At 61.5% G+C, this 14165-nt stretch carries 18 protein-coding genes; 17 read left to right on the top strand and 1 reads right to left on the bottom strand.

Features of this window, described 5'->3' with window-relative positions:
* Window positions 1–73 precede the first annotated feature (73 nt).
* The 17 genes from ACSAMM_RS09000 (at window position 74) to groL (ending at window position 13627) form a co-directional block, all read left to right on the top strand.
* Window positions 74–433, top strand: a complete 360-nt coding sequence (locus ACSAMM_RS09000; RefSeq protein WP_178721429.1) for a zinc-ribbon domain-containing protein — start codon at window positions 74–76, stop codon at window positions 431–433.
* 147 nt (window positions 434–580) lie between these two features.
* The gene (locus ACSAMM_RS08995) at window positions 581–1405 is read left to right on the top strand and encodes a purine-nucleoside phosphorylase (protein WP_178721431.1); all 825 of its coding nucleotides are present in this window, start codon (window positions 581–583) and stop codon (window positions 1403–1405) included.
* Window positions 1406–1434: 29 nt separating this feature from the next.
* Window positions 1435–3174: an oligosaccharide flippase family protein gene (locus tag ACSAMM_RS08990; RefSeq protein WP_178721433.1), complete on the top strand. Its 1740-nt coding sequence runs from the start codon at window positions 1435–1437 to the stop codon at window positions 3172–3174.
* A gap of 44 nt (window positions 3175–3218) precedes the next feature.
* Complete coding sequence (mazG, locus tag ACSAMM_RS08985) at window positions 3219–4037, top strand: nucleoside triphosphate pyrophosphohydrolase (RefSeq protein ID WP_178721434.1); 819 nt, start codon at window positions 3219–3221, stop codon at window positions 4035–4037.
* 67 nt (window positions 4038–4104) lie between these two features.
* Window positions 4105–4380 carry an HU family DNA-binding protein gene (locus ACSAMM_RS08980; protein ID WP_178721436.1) on the top strand — a complete coding sequence of 92 codons (276 nt, stop codon included), beginning with the start codon at window positions 4105–4107 and terminating at the stop codon, window positions 4378–4380.
* 109 nt (window positions 4381–4489) lie between these two features.
* Window positions 4490–4735 (top strand): S4 domain-containing protein, encoded by a 246-nt coding sequence (locus ACSAMM_RS08975; protein WP_178721438.1) that lies wholly within the window; start codon window positions 4490–4492, stop codon window positions 4733–4735.
* Between the two features lie 73 nt (window positions 4736–4808).
* A complete protein-coding gene (yabP, locus tag ACSAMM_RS08970; RefSeq protein ID WP_457791112.1) occupies window positions 4809–5090 on the top strand; it encodes a sporulation protein YabP in 282 nt (93 codons plus the stop codon).
* 33 nt (window positions 5091–5123) lie between these two features.
* Complete coding sequence (gene yabQ, locus ACSAMM_RS08965; protein ID WP_457791111.1) at window positions 5124–5666, top strand: spore cortex biosynthesis protein YabQ; 543 nt, start codon at window positions 5124–5126, stop codon at window positions 5664–5666.
* A 119-nt stretch (window positions 5667–5785) separates the two neighbouring features.
* Window positions 5786–6067 (top strand): septum formation initiator family protein, encoded by a 282-nt coding sequence (locus ACSAMM_RS08960; protein ID WP_178721442.1) that lies wholly within the window; start codon window positions 5786–5788, stop codon window positions 6065–6067.
* Window positions 6068–6096: 29 nt separating this feature from the next.
* Window positions 6097–6522 carry a S1 RNA-binding domain-containing protein gene (locus ACSAMM_RS08955; protein WP_178721444.1) on the top strand — a complete coding sequence of 142 codons (426 nt, stop codon included), beginning with the start codon at window positions 6097–6099 and terminating at the stop codon, window positions 6520–6522.
* 115 nt (window positions 6523–6637) lie between these two features.
* On the top strand, window positions 6638–7792 hold the full coding sequence (locus ACSAMM_RS08950) for an amidohydrolase family protein (protein WP_178721446.1): 1155 nt from the start codon (window positions 6638–6640) through the stop codon (window positions 7790–7792).
* A gap of 19 nt (window positions 7793–7811) precedes the next feature.
* Entirely contained in the window at window positions 7812–8654 is an 843-nt protein-coding gene (locus ACSAMM_RS08945) for a fumarate hydratase (RefSeq protein ID WP_457791110.1), read from the top strand.
* Window positions 8655–8814: 160 nt separating this feature from the next.
* Window positions 8815–9348, top strand: coding sequence for a ribosome hibernation-promoting factor, HPF/YfiA family (hpf, locus tag ACSAMM_RS08940; protein WP_178721450.1), 534 nt, complete (start codon window positions 8815–8817; stop codon window positions 9346–9348).
* Between the two features lie 88 nt (window positions 9349–9436).
* On the top strand, window positions 9437–10555 hold the full coding sequence (locus ACSAMM_RS08935; protein ID WP_178721452.1) for a THUMP domain-containing protein: 1119 nt from the start codon (window positions 9437–9439) through the stop codon (window positions 10553–10555).
* A gap of 25 nt (window positions 10556–10580) precedes the next feature.
* A complete protein-coding gene (locus tag ACSAMM_RS08930) occupies window positions 10581–11528 on the top strand; it encodes a diacylglycerol kinase family protein (protein WP_178721454.1) in 948 nt (315 codons plus the stop codon).
* Between the two features lie 130 nt (window positions 11529–11658).
* Entirely contained in the window at window positions 11659–11943 is a 285-nt protein-coding gene (locus ACSAMM_RS08925; protein WP_178721456.1) for a co-chaperone GroES, read from the top strand.
* 55 nt (window positions 11944–11998) lie between these two features.
* Complete coding sequence (gene groL, locus ACSAMM_RS08920) at window positions 11999–13627, top strand: chaperonin GroEL (RefSeq protein WP_457791109.1); 1629 nt, start codon at window positions 11999–12001, stop codon at window positions 13625–13627.
* A 55-nt stretch (window positions 13628–13682) separates the two neighbouring features.
* Here groL and ACSAMM_RS08915 read toward each other — a convergent pair whose 3' ends face one another.
* Window positions 13683–14159 carry an SLOG family protein gene (locus ACSAMM_RS08915; protein ID WP_457791108.1) on the bottom strand — a complete coding sequence of 159 codons (477 nt, stop codon included), beginning with the start codon at window positions 14157–14159 and terminating at the stop codon, window positions 13683–13685.
* Window positions 14160–14165 lie beyond the last annotated feature (6 nt).

Below are 14165 nucleotides of genomic sequence, written 5' to 3'. Positions count from 1 at the left end.
TTTTGACGCTGTTGGAGTATAATACTGGTAACACGAACAATCACCCACTTGAGTTTGAAAGGCAGGTAAGATCATGACCACGTTTGAAGATATTCTGTGCAAAGGCAAAAATGCGGCAGAGTGCGTCGGCAAGAAAGCCACCGATCTCGTCGAAGTGACCAAGCTGAAAATGGAAGCCGCCGAGACGGAGAAGGACATTGCCTCCACCCTGGAGGGCCTGGGCCGTCTGGTGTATGACGGGCGCAAATCCGGCCAGGACGTGACCGCCCTGACGGAGGAATGCATCGCCAAAATCGACGAGATGAACGCCAAGGTCGCGGAGCTGCGCGGCAAAATCGACGAGTACAACAACGTCGTGCGCTGCCCCCAGTGCTCCGCGGTGAATACCGACGATTCCGCGTTCTGCAAAAAGTGCGGAACCAAGCTGGCGTAAAGCGCCGAGACAAACCGATACGAGAGGCAAGAACGGGAAACCCTTCTTGCCTCTTGTTATTGTATACGGGTATGGGAACCCCCCTCCGCTGGCCGCGCGGCAGGCCGGGAGACGGTTTTCGGCCTGATGAAAGGACTGTGATTGTTCATGGCCATCCCCATGGAGCATTATGAAGAAGCGGCGGCGTATATCCGCCTCCGGATGACCGAGAGGCCGGAGGTGTGCCTGGTGCTGGGCTCTGGGTTGGGCCGCCTGGCGGAGGAAGTGGAAGACGCGGTGTCCATCCCCTACGAGGACATCCCGCATTTTCCTCGTTCCACCGTGGCGTCCCACGCCGGCCGGCTGGTGCTGGGCCGCTTGAACGGCCGACCGGCGGCGGTCATGGCGGGGCGCTTCCACTACTACGAGGGCTATTCGATGGAGACCATTACCTTTTATGTGCGGGTGATGCACCTGCTGCAGGTGAAAAAGCTGCTGATCACCAATGCAGCCGGCGGGGTCAACGAAAGCTTCCGGGTGGGGGATTTCATGCTCATCACCGATCACCTCAAGTTCTTCACCGACAGCCCGGCCCGGGGCGCGGCGCTCCCCGCTTTTGGCGAGCGGTTCTTCGATCTCAGCCGGGCCTATACGCCCCGGCTGCAGCAGCTGGCCGCGGACACGGCGGAAAAACTTGGCATATCTTTGCGCCGCGGCGTATATTTTTATATGGCTGGTCCACAATTTGAAACACCGGCCGAAATCCGCGCCATCCGCCTGCTGGGCGGGGATGCGGTGGGCATGTCGACGGTGCCCGAGGTCTTGGCCGCGGCGCAGTGCGGCATGGAGGTGCTGGGAATTTCCTGCATCACCAACCTAGCCGCGGGGATGACGCCCGGCGGGGTGGTCAGCGACGACGAGGTCAAGGAAAGCGCCGGGGCGGCGGCAGACGCTTTCTGCGCGCTGATGCGCGCGCTGGCGGCGGCTGTCTGACGGATCGAAGGCGGGAAGGGGAGAAGCGCTTGGCGAAAAATAAACGGCAGAGTTTCCAGCAGGGGGCCATCATCCTGTCCCTGGCGGCGGTGCTGACCAAAATCATCGGCGCCCTGTTCAAAATTCCCATCCAGCGGGAGGAAATCGCGGGCATCACCGGGTTCGGCTATTTTGCCACCGCTTACGATATTTATCTGCCGGTATATACCATTGCCATTGCCGGTTTTCCCATCGCGGTGTCCCGCATGGTGTCCGCGAGCGTGTCGCTGCGCCGGTACCGGGATGTGCAGGTGATATACCGGGTGGCCCGCAAGGTGTTTTTCGTCACCGGCACGGTCGGGGCGCTGGTCATGCTGGGCGCGGCGTTTGTGTACCCCGGCTTTGTGGGCATTCCCGGCAGCTTCTGGCCCATGGTGATGATGGCCCCGGCGGTCTTCTTCTGCTGTATGGTGTCGGCCCACAGGGGCCTGTACGAGGGCATGCGGAACATGACGCCCACCGCCGTCTCTCAGGTGATTGAGGCGCTGGGCAAGCTGGTTCTGGGCCTGGGGCTGGCCGTCGGCGCTCTGCGGTGGGGGCAGTGGCAGTATGCGCAGGGCAAGCCGGTGTTCGGTACAATGGCCTCCTCCGCCGCCCATGCACGGGAGCTGAGCCTGCCCTTCATCGCGGCGGGCGCTATGCTGGGCGTGACGGCGGGCTCCTTTTTCGCCCTGGTGTACATGGTGATCCGCCATCATCGACTCGGCACCGGCATCACCAAAGAGGAGCTGGCGGCAGCGCCTGTCCCGGATTCCAGCCGGACAGTTTTCCGGGAGCTGATGCGCATCGCCGTCCCGGTGGCCATGGGAGCCCTGGCCACCCAGCTGACCAATCTGATCGACGTGGCCTCCCTGCAACGGTGCCTGAAAACCGTTTTGGAGCAGCACGGCGATGTGCTGCGCGGCATGTATGAGCCCTGGCTTACCGCCAGCGGCACCAAGGATATCCTCAGCTGGCTGATTGGCGGACGGGGCACCGCCATGACCTACGTCAATCTGATTCCCAATATCACCCTGACCTTCGGCATCAGCGCCCTGCCGGTTATCACCTCCGCCTGGGCGGTTAAAAACCGGGAACGCCTGGTGCGCACGGTGGAATCGGTCATCCGCCTCACCCTCCTCGTCGCGCTGCCGGCCAGCATCGGCCTGGCGGTGCTGGCAAAGCCCATCATCTTTTTGATTTACGGGCAGCAGCATGTGGCCGCGCTGGTGGGGCCGCTGCTCGCCGTGTTGGGCGTGGCGGTGGCCTTCATCTGCTTGACCGGCCCCATCAACGCCATGCTGCAGGCCGTGGGCCGGGCGGACATCCCCATGAAGATCATCCTGGCGGGGGGCCTTATCAAGCTGGGCCTCAACGTGATTCTGGTTCTCCAGCCCCGGATCAACATCATGGGTTCCGCCTACAGCACCCTTGTTTGTTACGTGTTCATGGTGACAGCCAGCCTGTTCAGCCTGAAAAAAGCCACCGGCGTACGTCTACGGATCGGCCGGGTGTTCCTGCGGCCGCTGACCGCCGCGCTCTGCTGCGGGGCGGCCGCCTGGGCGGCGAACGGGCTGCTGGGACGGGTGATTTCCGTCAAGGCCGCCACCGTGGCGGCCATTGGTTTGGCGGCGCTGGTGTATCTGGCGGTCCTGCTTTTGGTGCGCGCTTTTACGAAAGAAGATATTTTAAGTCTTCCAAAAGGCGAAAAAATCGCGCAAACACTTGAAAAACGCGGATGGATAGGGTAATATAGTACTGTTCCGTCGAGAAAATGGCTTGTAGGAAGGGTTTTATGCCACGGATATTTCAGGTTAAGGAAAAATATGGCATACAGGATCTGCTGGAAATCATGCGGATTCTGCGTTCCCCCGAGGGCTGTCCCTGGGATCGGGAGCAAACCCATCAAAGCATCCGCACCGATTTTCTCGAAGAAACCCACGAGGCGCTGGAAGCCATCAACAACGGCGACGCCGAGGCCCTGAAAGAGGAGCTGGGCGATGTGCTGCTGCAGGTGGTGTTTCACGCCCGCATCGAGGAAGAACAGGGTGTGTTCGCCTTCGACGATGTGGTGGACGGCATCTGCAAAAAACTGGTGGTGCGGCATCCGCACGTGTTCGGGCAGGAAACCGCCGACAGCACCGGCCAGGTGCTGCGCAACTGGGACGCCATCAAGAGGCAGACCAAGGGCGGCAAAACCCAGGCCGACCTGCTGCAGAGCGTGCCGCGCACCCTGCCGGCCCTAATGCGCGCCGCCAAGGTGCAGAACCGGGCCCGCCGTGTGGGGTTTGACTGGCCGGATGTGTCCGGCGCGCTGGAAGCGCTGGACAGCGAGACGGCCGAACTCAAGGAAGCCATTGCCGGCGGTGACGCCGCCATGGTGGAGGAGGAGCTGGGCGACCTGCTTTTTTCCGCCGTCAATGTGTCCCGTTTCGTTAAAACCGACGCGGAGCAGGCACTGACCGGCGCCACCGATAAGTTCATCCGCCGGTTTGCGCGGGTGGAACAGTTGGCGCGGGAGCGGGGCCTGGACATGAGCGCCTCCTCTCTGGAAGAACTGGATGCTCTCTGGAAAGAAGCCAAGCGGGAGCAAGCCGCACCCCCAGGCAAATAGACCCATAATTTCTTTATCCATGCGCGGTCTAACCCGCTGGTGTATAAAATCTAGGAGGTACAATTGTATGAACAAGGTTGAACTCATCGCTGCCGTTGCTGAAAAGGCCGAGCTGTCCAAGAAAGATGCTGAAAAGGCTGTAGCCGCTTTTCTGGAGTCCGTTGAAGAGGCCGTTGCTTCCGGCGACAAAGTGCAGCTGGTAGGTTTCGGTACCTTTGAAGTCCGCGCCCGCGAGGCGAGAACCGGCCGCAATCCCCGCACGAAGGAGACCATCACCATTCCTGCTTCCAAGCAGCCTGTCTTCAAGGCCGGCAAGGCTTTCAAGGACGCTGTCGCGAAATAAGCACGTATTAAAGATGGAAGCCGCTCCGAAAGGAGCGGCTTTCTCTCTTCCAGTGAAAATGGGATGGGGACGCTGATAAAATCCCCGTTCGCGAAAGGATGAACGGTTTATGAGACTGGATAAATATTTGAAGGTGTCCCGCCTGATCAAGCGGCGCACCGTGGCCAACGAGGCCTGCGACGCGGGGCGGGTTGTGGTCAACGGCAAACCCGCCCGCGCCTCCTATGATGTGAAGGAGGGCGACGTGCTGGAAATCGGCCTGGGTGCCCGAAGCGTCAAGGTGCAGGTGGTGTCGGTGCAGGAGGTGGCCGCTAAAAACGATGCGGCGCTGCTCTACCGGGTGCTGGAGGGATAAACGGCCCGCCGGCGGATTTCGGACATATTTTCCTCCCTTCCCTCATAAACTGGAGGTGCAAGGGGGTGTAAGCGTGACAGAAGACAAGAAGATACTGCAGATGCCGCATCAGCTGATTCTGGAGGATCGGCGGGCGCTGACCGTGTCCGGCGTGTCCGACGTGGACAGCTTCGACGAGCTGACCGTGGTGGTGTATACCGATCTCGGGGAACTGACCGTGAAAGGGGAAAACCTCCACATCAACCGGCTGAATCTCGAAAGCGGCGAGCTGATGCTCGAAGGCCATATACAGTCCCTTGTGTACACGGAGGTACACTCCCGTTCCGGCGGTTTCTTTGGCCGATTGTTCAAGTAAAGGCGGAAGAAAAAGCGGAGAGGTACGCGCGCGGTGCGTGCGCCTGCGAAAGAATGGGATGATGGGATGGGACTGACCAACGGCGGACAGCTTACCGGGCTGTTCCTTTCCTGCGGCCTGGGCTTCCTGCTCGGGCTGTATTATGATGGGTTCCGGGTGGCGCGCTTGGTGATGCGCTCCTCCAAACGGGTGATCTTTTTTCAGGATTTGTTCTTTTTTGTTTCGGCCGCGATACTCACCTTTTTCTTTGCCCTGACCGTGACCGGCGGCGAGCTGAGGTTCTATCTGTTCCTGGGGCTCGGCATCGGCTTCACCGCGTATTATTTTACCATCGGCCGGGTGGTCATGGCGTTTGCTGAAACAGCGGTGCGGGCGGTTCTGGCCGTTTGGCACTGGTTTTGGCGCCTGGTTTTCGCGCCGTTCCGGCTTTTGGGCCGTCTGCTGCGCCGCCCGTTGGGATTCCTGCAAAAGCTTTGCGGCGCGGCGCTCGAAAAAGTTTGCCTTTTTTTGAAAAAGGGCTTGAAACGGGCTGTACATCTAGTGTATAATCAAAAAAAGAGACCTGAAGAGGAATAATTACCGGAAGCGGAAATAGCCGGCGAAAATCGCCAGCATTTTACGGAAGTGTGTATACAAAAGCGGCGGTAGATTTGTAACCGCCGGGTTTTTTAACATAGAGGAGTACAACTGAAAAGATGAAATCCGCGAAAAAGAAAAAGAAAAGCATTTTTCTTCGGATTGCCCTGTTGGCCTTTTCGGTATACGTGGTGGTGACGCTGGTGCAGCTTCAGCTGGAAATCCGCGACCGCCGCGAGGAACTCAGCACCAAGGCTAGCGAAATTGAAAGGCAGCGGCGGGTAAACGAGGATTTGGAAAATAAAAATCAGAATACCGACGAAGCACTTGATCAGCAAGCCCGGGAAAACGGGAAAGCCCGCCCCGGTGAGCAGATATATCAGGAGATACCAGGCGATTGATAGAAAAAATAGGGGGAAAACAAGCGTTTATGCAGCTGGAAGTTGGAGCGATTTTAGAGGGTAAAGTCACGGGAATCACCAAGTTTGGTGCGTTTGTGGAGCTGCCGGGCGGCAAAACCGGCATGGTACACATCTCCGAGGTGGCCCCTACCTATGTCAAGGAGATCCGCGATTATGTCACGGAAAATCAGATGGTGAAGGTCAAGGTGCTGAGCATCAGCGAGGACGGCAAAGTCAGCCTGTCGATGAAGAAGGCTGTGGAGCCGACCGCTCGTCCTGCCCGCGCTGTCTCGCCCGGCCGTCCGGGCGGCTTCGAGTGGCAGCCCTCCCGCGGCGATTCCGGCAGCTTTGAGGACATGATGTCCAAGTTCAAGCAGGCGAGCGACGAGAAAATCTCCGACCTGAAGCGCTCCTTGGACGGTAAGCACGGCGGCTTTTCCCGCCGTGGCCGATAAACACACAGCATTCAGCAGGGAATCGCGTCCGGCGGCCGCCATGGCGGCTGGGCGTGGTTCCCTGTATCTTTTGTCGGGGAATGGTATCCCCTCCGGGAAAGGCGGGTTCGGCACGATGAGAATCATACATGCGCGGATATATACCATGGAAGCGGCCGGGGTGATCCCCGATGGCTATCTGGATGTGCAGGATGGCAGGATTGCCGCCGTAGGGGCGTGGCCGCCGGCGGACGATGCGGCCGGCGAGGTGCTGGACGCGAAGGGCGGCTGGCTGCTGCCGGGCTTTGTGGACGCCCATACCCATTTGGGTATGTGGGAGGATGGCCTCGGCTTCGAGGGGGACGACGGCAACGAGGACACCGATCCCTGCACCCCCCAGCTGCGGGCGGTGGACGCGATTAATCCGCTGGATCGCTGCTTCGAGGAGGCGCGGGAAGCCGGCGTGACCACCGTGGTGACCGGCCCGGGCAGCGCCAACCCCATCGGCGGCCAGCTCTGCGCGCTCAAGACGTGGGGGCGGCGGGTGGACGACATGGTGGTCAAGGCGCCGGTGGCCATGAAAATGGCCTTGGGGGAAAACCCCAAGACCGTCTACCATGGGAAATCCCAGGCTCCGGTGACCCGGATGGCCACAGCCGCCATCATCCGGGAGGCGCTGGCCCAGGCGGCTCGGTACGGCGCGGATAAGAAGCGGGCCGCCGAGGACGAGGACGTGGACGAGCCGGAATACGACATCAAATGCGAGGCGCTTCTCCCCGTGGTCGAGGGCCGCCTGCCGGTGCATTTCCACGCGCACCGGGCCGACGATATCTTCACCGCCCAGCGGCTGGCAAAGGAATTTGGCCTGCGCTATGTGATCGTTCACGGCACGGAGGCCCACCTCTGTGCCGACCTGCTGGCCCAGGACGGGGTGCCGGTGCTGTGCGGTCCCCTGCTCTGCGATCGTTCCAAGCCGGAGCTGCGGCAGCTGACCCCCGCCAACCCGGGCATCGTGCGCCGGGCGGGCGCCGCCATCGGCATCATCACCGATCACCCGGTCATCCCCCTGCAATATCTGGGGGTGTGCGCCGGCCTGGCGGTGCGGGAAGGGCTGCCCCACGAGGAGGCGCTGCGGGCGATCACCATCGGCCCGGCACAAATCTGCGGCATCGACGATCGGGTGGGATCCATCCGGGTGGGGAAGGACGCGGATCTCGTCCTGTTCCCCGGCGATCCGCTGACTGTGGCCGCCCGGCCGCGGGCGGTGTTCGTCGGCGGTCACCGGATTTAAAAGGAAAGGGCGGATAGCCATGCGGGAAATTTCAGCGGCGCAGATCGAGGAAACGGTCTGCCGCCTGTGTATCGAAGCCAACCGGCACCTGCCGGCGGATGTATGTGCCGCCGTGCGCGGCGCCGGGGCGCGGGAGACGCAGCCTCTGGCGAAAAACATCATGAAGGATTTGGCCCATAACCTGGACGCGGCGGAAGAGCTCCAGCTGCCGGTCTGCCAGGATACCGGCATGGCGGTGGTTTTCGCCCGGCTGGGGCAGGAGGCGCACATCACCGGCGGCCTTTTGGCCGACGCGGTCAACCGGGGCGTGGCGCGGGGCTATACCGAGGGGTATCTGCGCTGCTCGGTGGTGGCCGATCCTCTTCGCCGGGTGAACACCGGCAACAATACTCCGGCCGTGCTGCATGTCACGCTGACCGAGGGGGACGCGCTGGAGCTGATGGTGGCCCCCAAGGGCTTTGGCAGCGAGAATATGAGCCGGATATATATGCTGACCCCCGCCGCGGATCGGGAAAAGGTCATCGGCTGCATCGTCGACGCCGTCCGGCAGGCGGGAAGCAATCCCTGCCCGCCCATGGTGCTGGGGGTGGGCATCGGAGGAGACTTCGAGCTTTGCGCCCTGCTGGCCAAGCGGGCCCTCTGCCGCCCGCTAGATCAGCCGAGCGGCGATCCCTTCTACGCCCGCATGGAGCAGGATGCGCTGGAGGCGGTCAATCGGCTGGGCATCGGGCCGCAGGGCTTCGGCGGCGTTACCACCGCCCTCGGGGTCGCCATTGAGACCTATCCCACCCATATCGCCGGTCTCCCGGTGGCCGTCAACGTGGGCTGCCACGTGACCCGGCACGCTTCCGCCATACTCTAAACACAGGATGTTCGTATAAAGTTCATAAATACTCTTTATTTTTACATTCTTATATGGTATACTATATGCATACCATTCCTCTGGTGAGGAAGACGGAATGTCTGCTTCATCGGGGGCCGGCGGGGGATTCTCCCGCCGTGTAAAGATAGGAGCTGATTGTATGAAGATTACGACTACTGGAAGGAAATGCACCCTGCGGCCGGCTTTTGTGGAACGAACGGAGACCAAGCTGTCCAAGATGGACAAGTTTTTTGACTCCGCCGCCTCTGCCGACGTCACCGTTTCCAACGAGCGGAACAAGCAGCGGGTGGAGATTACGATTCGATGCAATGGGCTGCTATTCCGCGCCGAAGAGGCCGCCGAGGATCCCAACGAAGCGGTGGATAAGCTGGTGGACGTGCTGCTGCGGCAGATCCGGCGGAACAAAACCCGGCTGGAGAAGCGGCTGCGCGAGGGCGCTTTCGCTCCGGATCCGCTGTTCAGCGAGCCGGTGGAGGAAGAATCCGATTTCCAGGTGGTCAAATCCAAGACGTTTCCGGTCAAGCCTCTGGATGTGGAAGAGGCGATTTTGCAGATGAATATGATTGGGCATCAGTTTTATATGTTCCGCAACATGGCGACCAACGAGGTCAACGTGGTGTACCGCCGCAACGACGGGAACTACGGCCTGCTTGAGCCGGACGCGGACGAATAACCTCAATATCTTTCAATGGGGGCGGGCAGGCTTGCCCGCCCCCATTGGTTTGCCCGGAGCGGCCGGGTGACGGAAAGGACAGAAAAACATGGCTAACGTGGAATTTTGCGCCCCTTGCCTGTTCGGCATCGAGGGGATTTTGGGCGACGAGCTGCGGCGGATGGGGGCGGAAAATGTCCGGCCGGAAAACGGCCGGGTGCTGTTCGCCGGCGATATGGAGCTGCTGGCCCGGGCCAATATCGGCTCCCGCTATGCCGAACGGATTCAAATCCATCTCGGCAGCTTCCCCGCCCGTTCCTTTGAGGAGCTGTTCCAGGGGGTCAAGGCCCTGCCCTGGGAAGTCTGGATCGGCCAGAAAAACGCTTTCCCGGTGAAAGGCTGGGCGCTGAATTCCGCGCTGCACAGCGTTCCCGACTGTCAGTCCATCATCAAGAAAGCGGTGGTGGATCGCCTGTCGCAGACCTATGGCCTGCGCTGGTTTGAGGAAACGGGGCCGGTGTGTCAGATTCAGTTCACCATTCTGAAGGATGAGGCCACTCTGCTGCTGGACACCAGCGGCGCGGGCCTGCACAAGCGGGGCTATCGGGCCAACGCGGGCGGCGCCCCCATCAAGGAAACCCTGGCCGCGGCCATCGGGGATGTGATGCGGGTGCGCCGGGCCGCCCAGGTCTGCGATCCCTGCTGCGGCTCCGGCACCATGCTCATCGAGGCGGCGCTGGCCGCCAAGGGGATCGCCCCCGGCGTCCGCCGCCGGTTCGCCGCCATGGATTGGGGCAGCGTGCCCGGATCCATCTGGAAGGAGGAACGGCAGCGCGCCCGGGAGCGGGAACGGCCGGACGCCGTTTTCCAGGCCCATGGCGGAGACATCGACGAGGCGTGCCTGCGGCTGACCGAGGAGAACGCGGCCAAGGCCGGCGTGGCCGGCTGCGTGACGGCCAAGCGGGCGGATCTGCGGCAGTTCCAGCCGGAAGGGGACACCGGCGTGGTGCTCTGCAACCCGCCCTATGGCGAGCGGCTGCTGGATGTGAAGGCGGCGGAGGAGCTTTACCGGGTCATGGGCCGGGTGTTCCGCCCCAAGCCCGGCTGGAGCTATGGGATTATCAGTCCCCATGAGAATTTCGAGACCCTGTTCGGCCGCCAAGCGGATAAGCGGCGCAAGCTGTATAACGGCATGCTCAAATGCCAGCTGTATATGTACTTCAAGTAACCGGAGGAGAGAGGAGCGAGAAACCATGCGGCATGTGTTTATCGTCAATCCCGCGGCGGGGAAAAAACGGGGGGCGCTGGAGCTGCTCCCTCGCATTCACGCGGCGTTTGCCGGGGCGGAGGAGGGCGCCTACGCCATCCGGGTGACCCGGGGCGCGGGGGATGCCACCGCCATCGCCCGGGAGGAGTGCGCCGGGGAGGGGCCGGTGCGCTTGTACGCCTGCGGCGGAGACGGCACCCTGACCGAAACAGCCACCGGTGCCGCCGGCTGCCCCCGCGCTCAAATCGCGGCCGTTCCCTGCGGATCCGCCAACGACTATGTCCGGTCCTACGGGGGAACCGCGGCTTTTCTGGACATTCCCGCCCAGGTGCATGGCCGGGCCGTCCCGGTGGACGCGGTGGACTGCGGCGACCGGGTTTCTATGAACAGCGCGTCCATGGGGATGGACGCCGCCGTGGCACAGAAGATGGTGCGGTATAAGAATTTGCCGCTGGTTTCCGGTCCCATGTCCTATAACCTCGCCATCGCGGACGTGTTCTGCCACCGGATCGGCGTGGATCTGCACGTCGTCATGGATACCCCCGACGGGCCGGTGGAGCGCCGCGGCCGCTATTTCTTCGCCCTGGCCGCCTGCGCCCGGTTTTACGGCGGCGGTTACTGCGGCGCTCCCGGCGCGCTGGTGGACGACGGCCTGCTGGACTTTGTGCTGGTAAAGGTCATGCCGCGGCTGAAAATTCCCGGTTTCCTCTCCCGCTACAAGGCGGGCCGCCACATGGATATGGCCTGCTGCGAAGCCTTCCGGGGCACGCGGATGCGGGTCAGCTCCCTCTCGCCGGTCGTCTGCAACATCGACGGCGAATGCTTCAGCGCGCCGGATATTCATTTCCAGGCGCTGCCCGGCGCGCTCTCCTTCGTGCTGCCGGAAGGCGTGCGCCTGCCCGGCCGGGCTCCCGCTGTTTCCGCCAGTTTGTAAAAAAATTGTGAAGTTTGAAAAATTTCCAGTGAACCCTCTTGATTTTTCTGAAAATCCGATTACAATAGATTTAGCACTCGAGGAAACGGAGTGCTAAAATTATCAATACTCTTCAAGGAGGATTATTCTTATGTCTATTAAACCGCTTGCTGACCGTGTTGTCATCAAAATGGTAGAGGCTGAGGAAACCACTAAGAGCGGCATCATCCTCGCCGGTTCCGCCAAAGAGAAACCCCAGATGGCCGAAGTGGTGGCCGTCGGCCCCGGCGGCAACGTCGACGGCAAAGAGATCACCATGTATATCAAGGTGGGCGATAAGGTTCTGACCAGCAAGTATTCCGGCACCGAGGTCAAGCTCGACGGCACGGAATACACCATCGTGCGGCAGAGCGATATCCTGGCCGTTGTGGAATAAGAAATCCTTTCCGGTAAGATTTTTATACTATACGAAATAACAGGAGGAACCAATCATGGCAAAACAGATTCTGTTTGGCGAGGACGCCCGCAAGGCTCTGCAGTCCGGCGTGGACCAGCTGGCCAATACCGTAAAAATCACCCTGGGCCCGCGGGGCCGCAACGTGGTGCTCGACAAAAAATTCGGCGCCCCCCTCATCACCAATGACGGCGTGACCATCGCCAAGGAGATCGAGCTGGACGACGCGTTTGAGAACATGGGTGCCCAGCTGGTCAAGGAAGTCTCCACCAAGACCAACGACGTGGCCGGCGACGGTACCACCACCGCCACCCTCCTGGCGCAGGCCCTCATTCGTGAAGGCATGAAGAACGTGGCCGCCGGCGCCAACCCCATGGGCGTCAAGCGGGGCATTCAGAAGGCTGTCGACGCGGTCGTGGAAGCGGTCGTCTCCAACTCCAAGAAAGTCAGCGGTTCCGAGGATATCGCCAGCGCTGCCACCATCTCGGCCGGCGACGAGGTCATCGGCAAGCTGATCGCCGAGGCCATGGAGAAGGTCTCCGCCGACGGCGTCATCACCGTGGAAGAGTCCAAGACTGCCGACACCTACACCGAAGTGGTGGAAGGCATGCAGTTCGACCGGGGCTACATCACCCCCTACATGGTCACCGACACCGATAAGATGGAGGCCATCATCGACGATGCCTACCTCCTGATCACCGATAAGAAAATCTCCAACATTCAGGACATCCTGCCCCTGCTCGAGCAGATCCTGCAGGCCGGCAAAAAGCTGGTGATCATTGCCGAGGACGTGGAGGGCGAGGCCCTGTCCACCCTGATTGTCAACAAACTGCGCGGTACCTTCACCTGCGTGGCCGTCAAAGCCCCTGGCTTCGGCGATCGCCGCAAGGAAATGCTGCAGGATATCGCCATCCTCACCGGCGGCCAGGTCATCTCCGACGAGCTGGGCCTGGATCTGAAGGAAACCACCATGGATCAGCTGGGCCGTGCCCGCCAGATTAAGGTGCAGAAAGAAAACACCATCATTGTGGACGGCGCCGGCGATCCCGCGGCTATCAAGAGCCGCGTGAGCCAGATCCGCGTCCAGATTGAAAACACCACCTCCGATTTCGATCGGGAGAAGCTGCAGGAGCGGCTGGCCAAGCTGGCCGGCGGCGTGGCGGTCATCAAAGTCGGCGCTGCGACCGAGATCGAAATGAAGGAAAAGAAACTGCGCATCGAGGACGCCCTGTCCGCCACCAAGGCGGCCGTGGAAGAGGGCCTGGTCGCCGGCGGCGGCGTGGCGCTCATTACCGCCTCCGCTGTGCTGGATCCCATGCTGGCCGCCGCCGAGGGCGACGAGAAGACCGGCATCCAGATTGTGCTCAAGGCTCTGGAGGAGCCGGTGCGCCAGATCGCTCTGAACGCCGGCCTGGAGGGCAGCGTCATCATCGACAAGATCCGTTCCGCCGGCAAGGTCAACTATGGCTTTGACTTTGCCAAGGAAGAGTATGTGGATATGTTCACGGCCGGTATTGTCGACCCCACCAAGGTCACCCGGTCTGCTCTGCAGAACGCGGCTTCCGTCGCGGCCATGGTGCTGACCACCGAATCCCTGGTGGCCGACAAGAAAGAGCCCGCCCCGGCGGCTCCGGCTGCGCCCGGCGGCATGGACGGCATGTATTAATCGGTAAAGAATAAAGCAAACAAGCGGCGGGAGATTTTTTCTCCCGCCGCTTGCTCTATTTCGGGGCCGGTTCCGCCAGGTTGCGCACGGGAATGCCCCGCCGCCGGCAAAGGTCCACCGTGTAAAAAGTGCCGCCGCTGTTTTCCGTCAGGTAGCACAGGCAGCAGTCGCTGTGCTCTGCCAGATGGCGGTTACGCTTGTACATGCAGCCGCTGGTGTAGCGTTCAGCGGTATACACCACCTTGTCCGCCCGTTTCAGGATCGCCTGATACCGCTTCACGTCCTCCTCCGCCCAGCCCCGCGTCTGATCCCGGCAGGGCAGCACGAGGATCAGGCGGATGAACGGGTACACCGCCTTTAAGTCCAGCACCGCTTCCGCCGCCAGGGTGTCGAAGCCCAAGGCGCCGCCCGCGCCGAAATACCGCACCCCCTGGCGGATAAGGCTCTCGATTTCCGCTTCCAGCCGTTCCCGCAGCGGCGCGACGGCCTCCGGCGGAATTCGTCGATGGCCGGTAAAGCAGCAGGTTGTCATTCCATC

Source organism: Anaeromassilibacillus sp. SJQ-5 (assembly GCF_054108045.1).
Note: the sequence above shows the minus strand (reverse complement) of the source record. Positions and strands in the feature narration are given on the sequence as shown.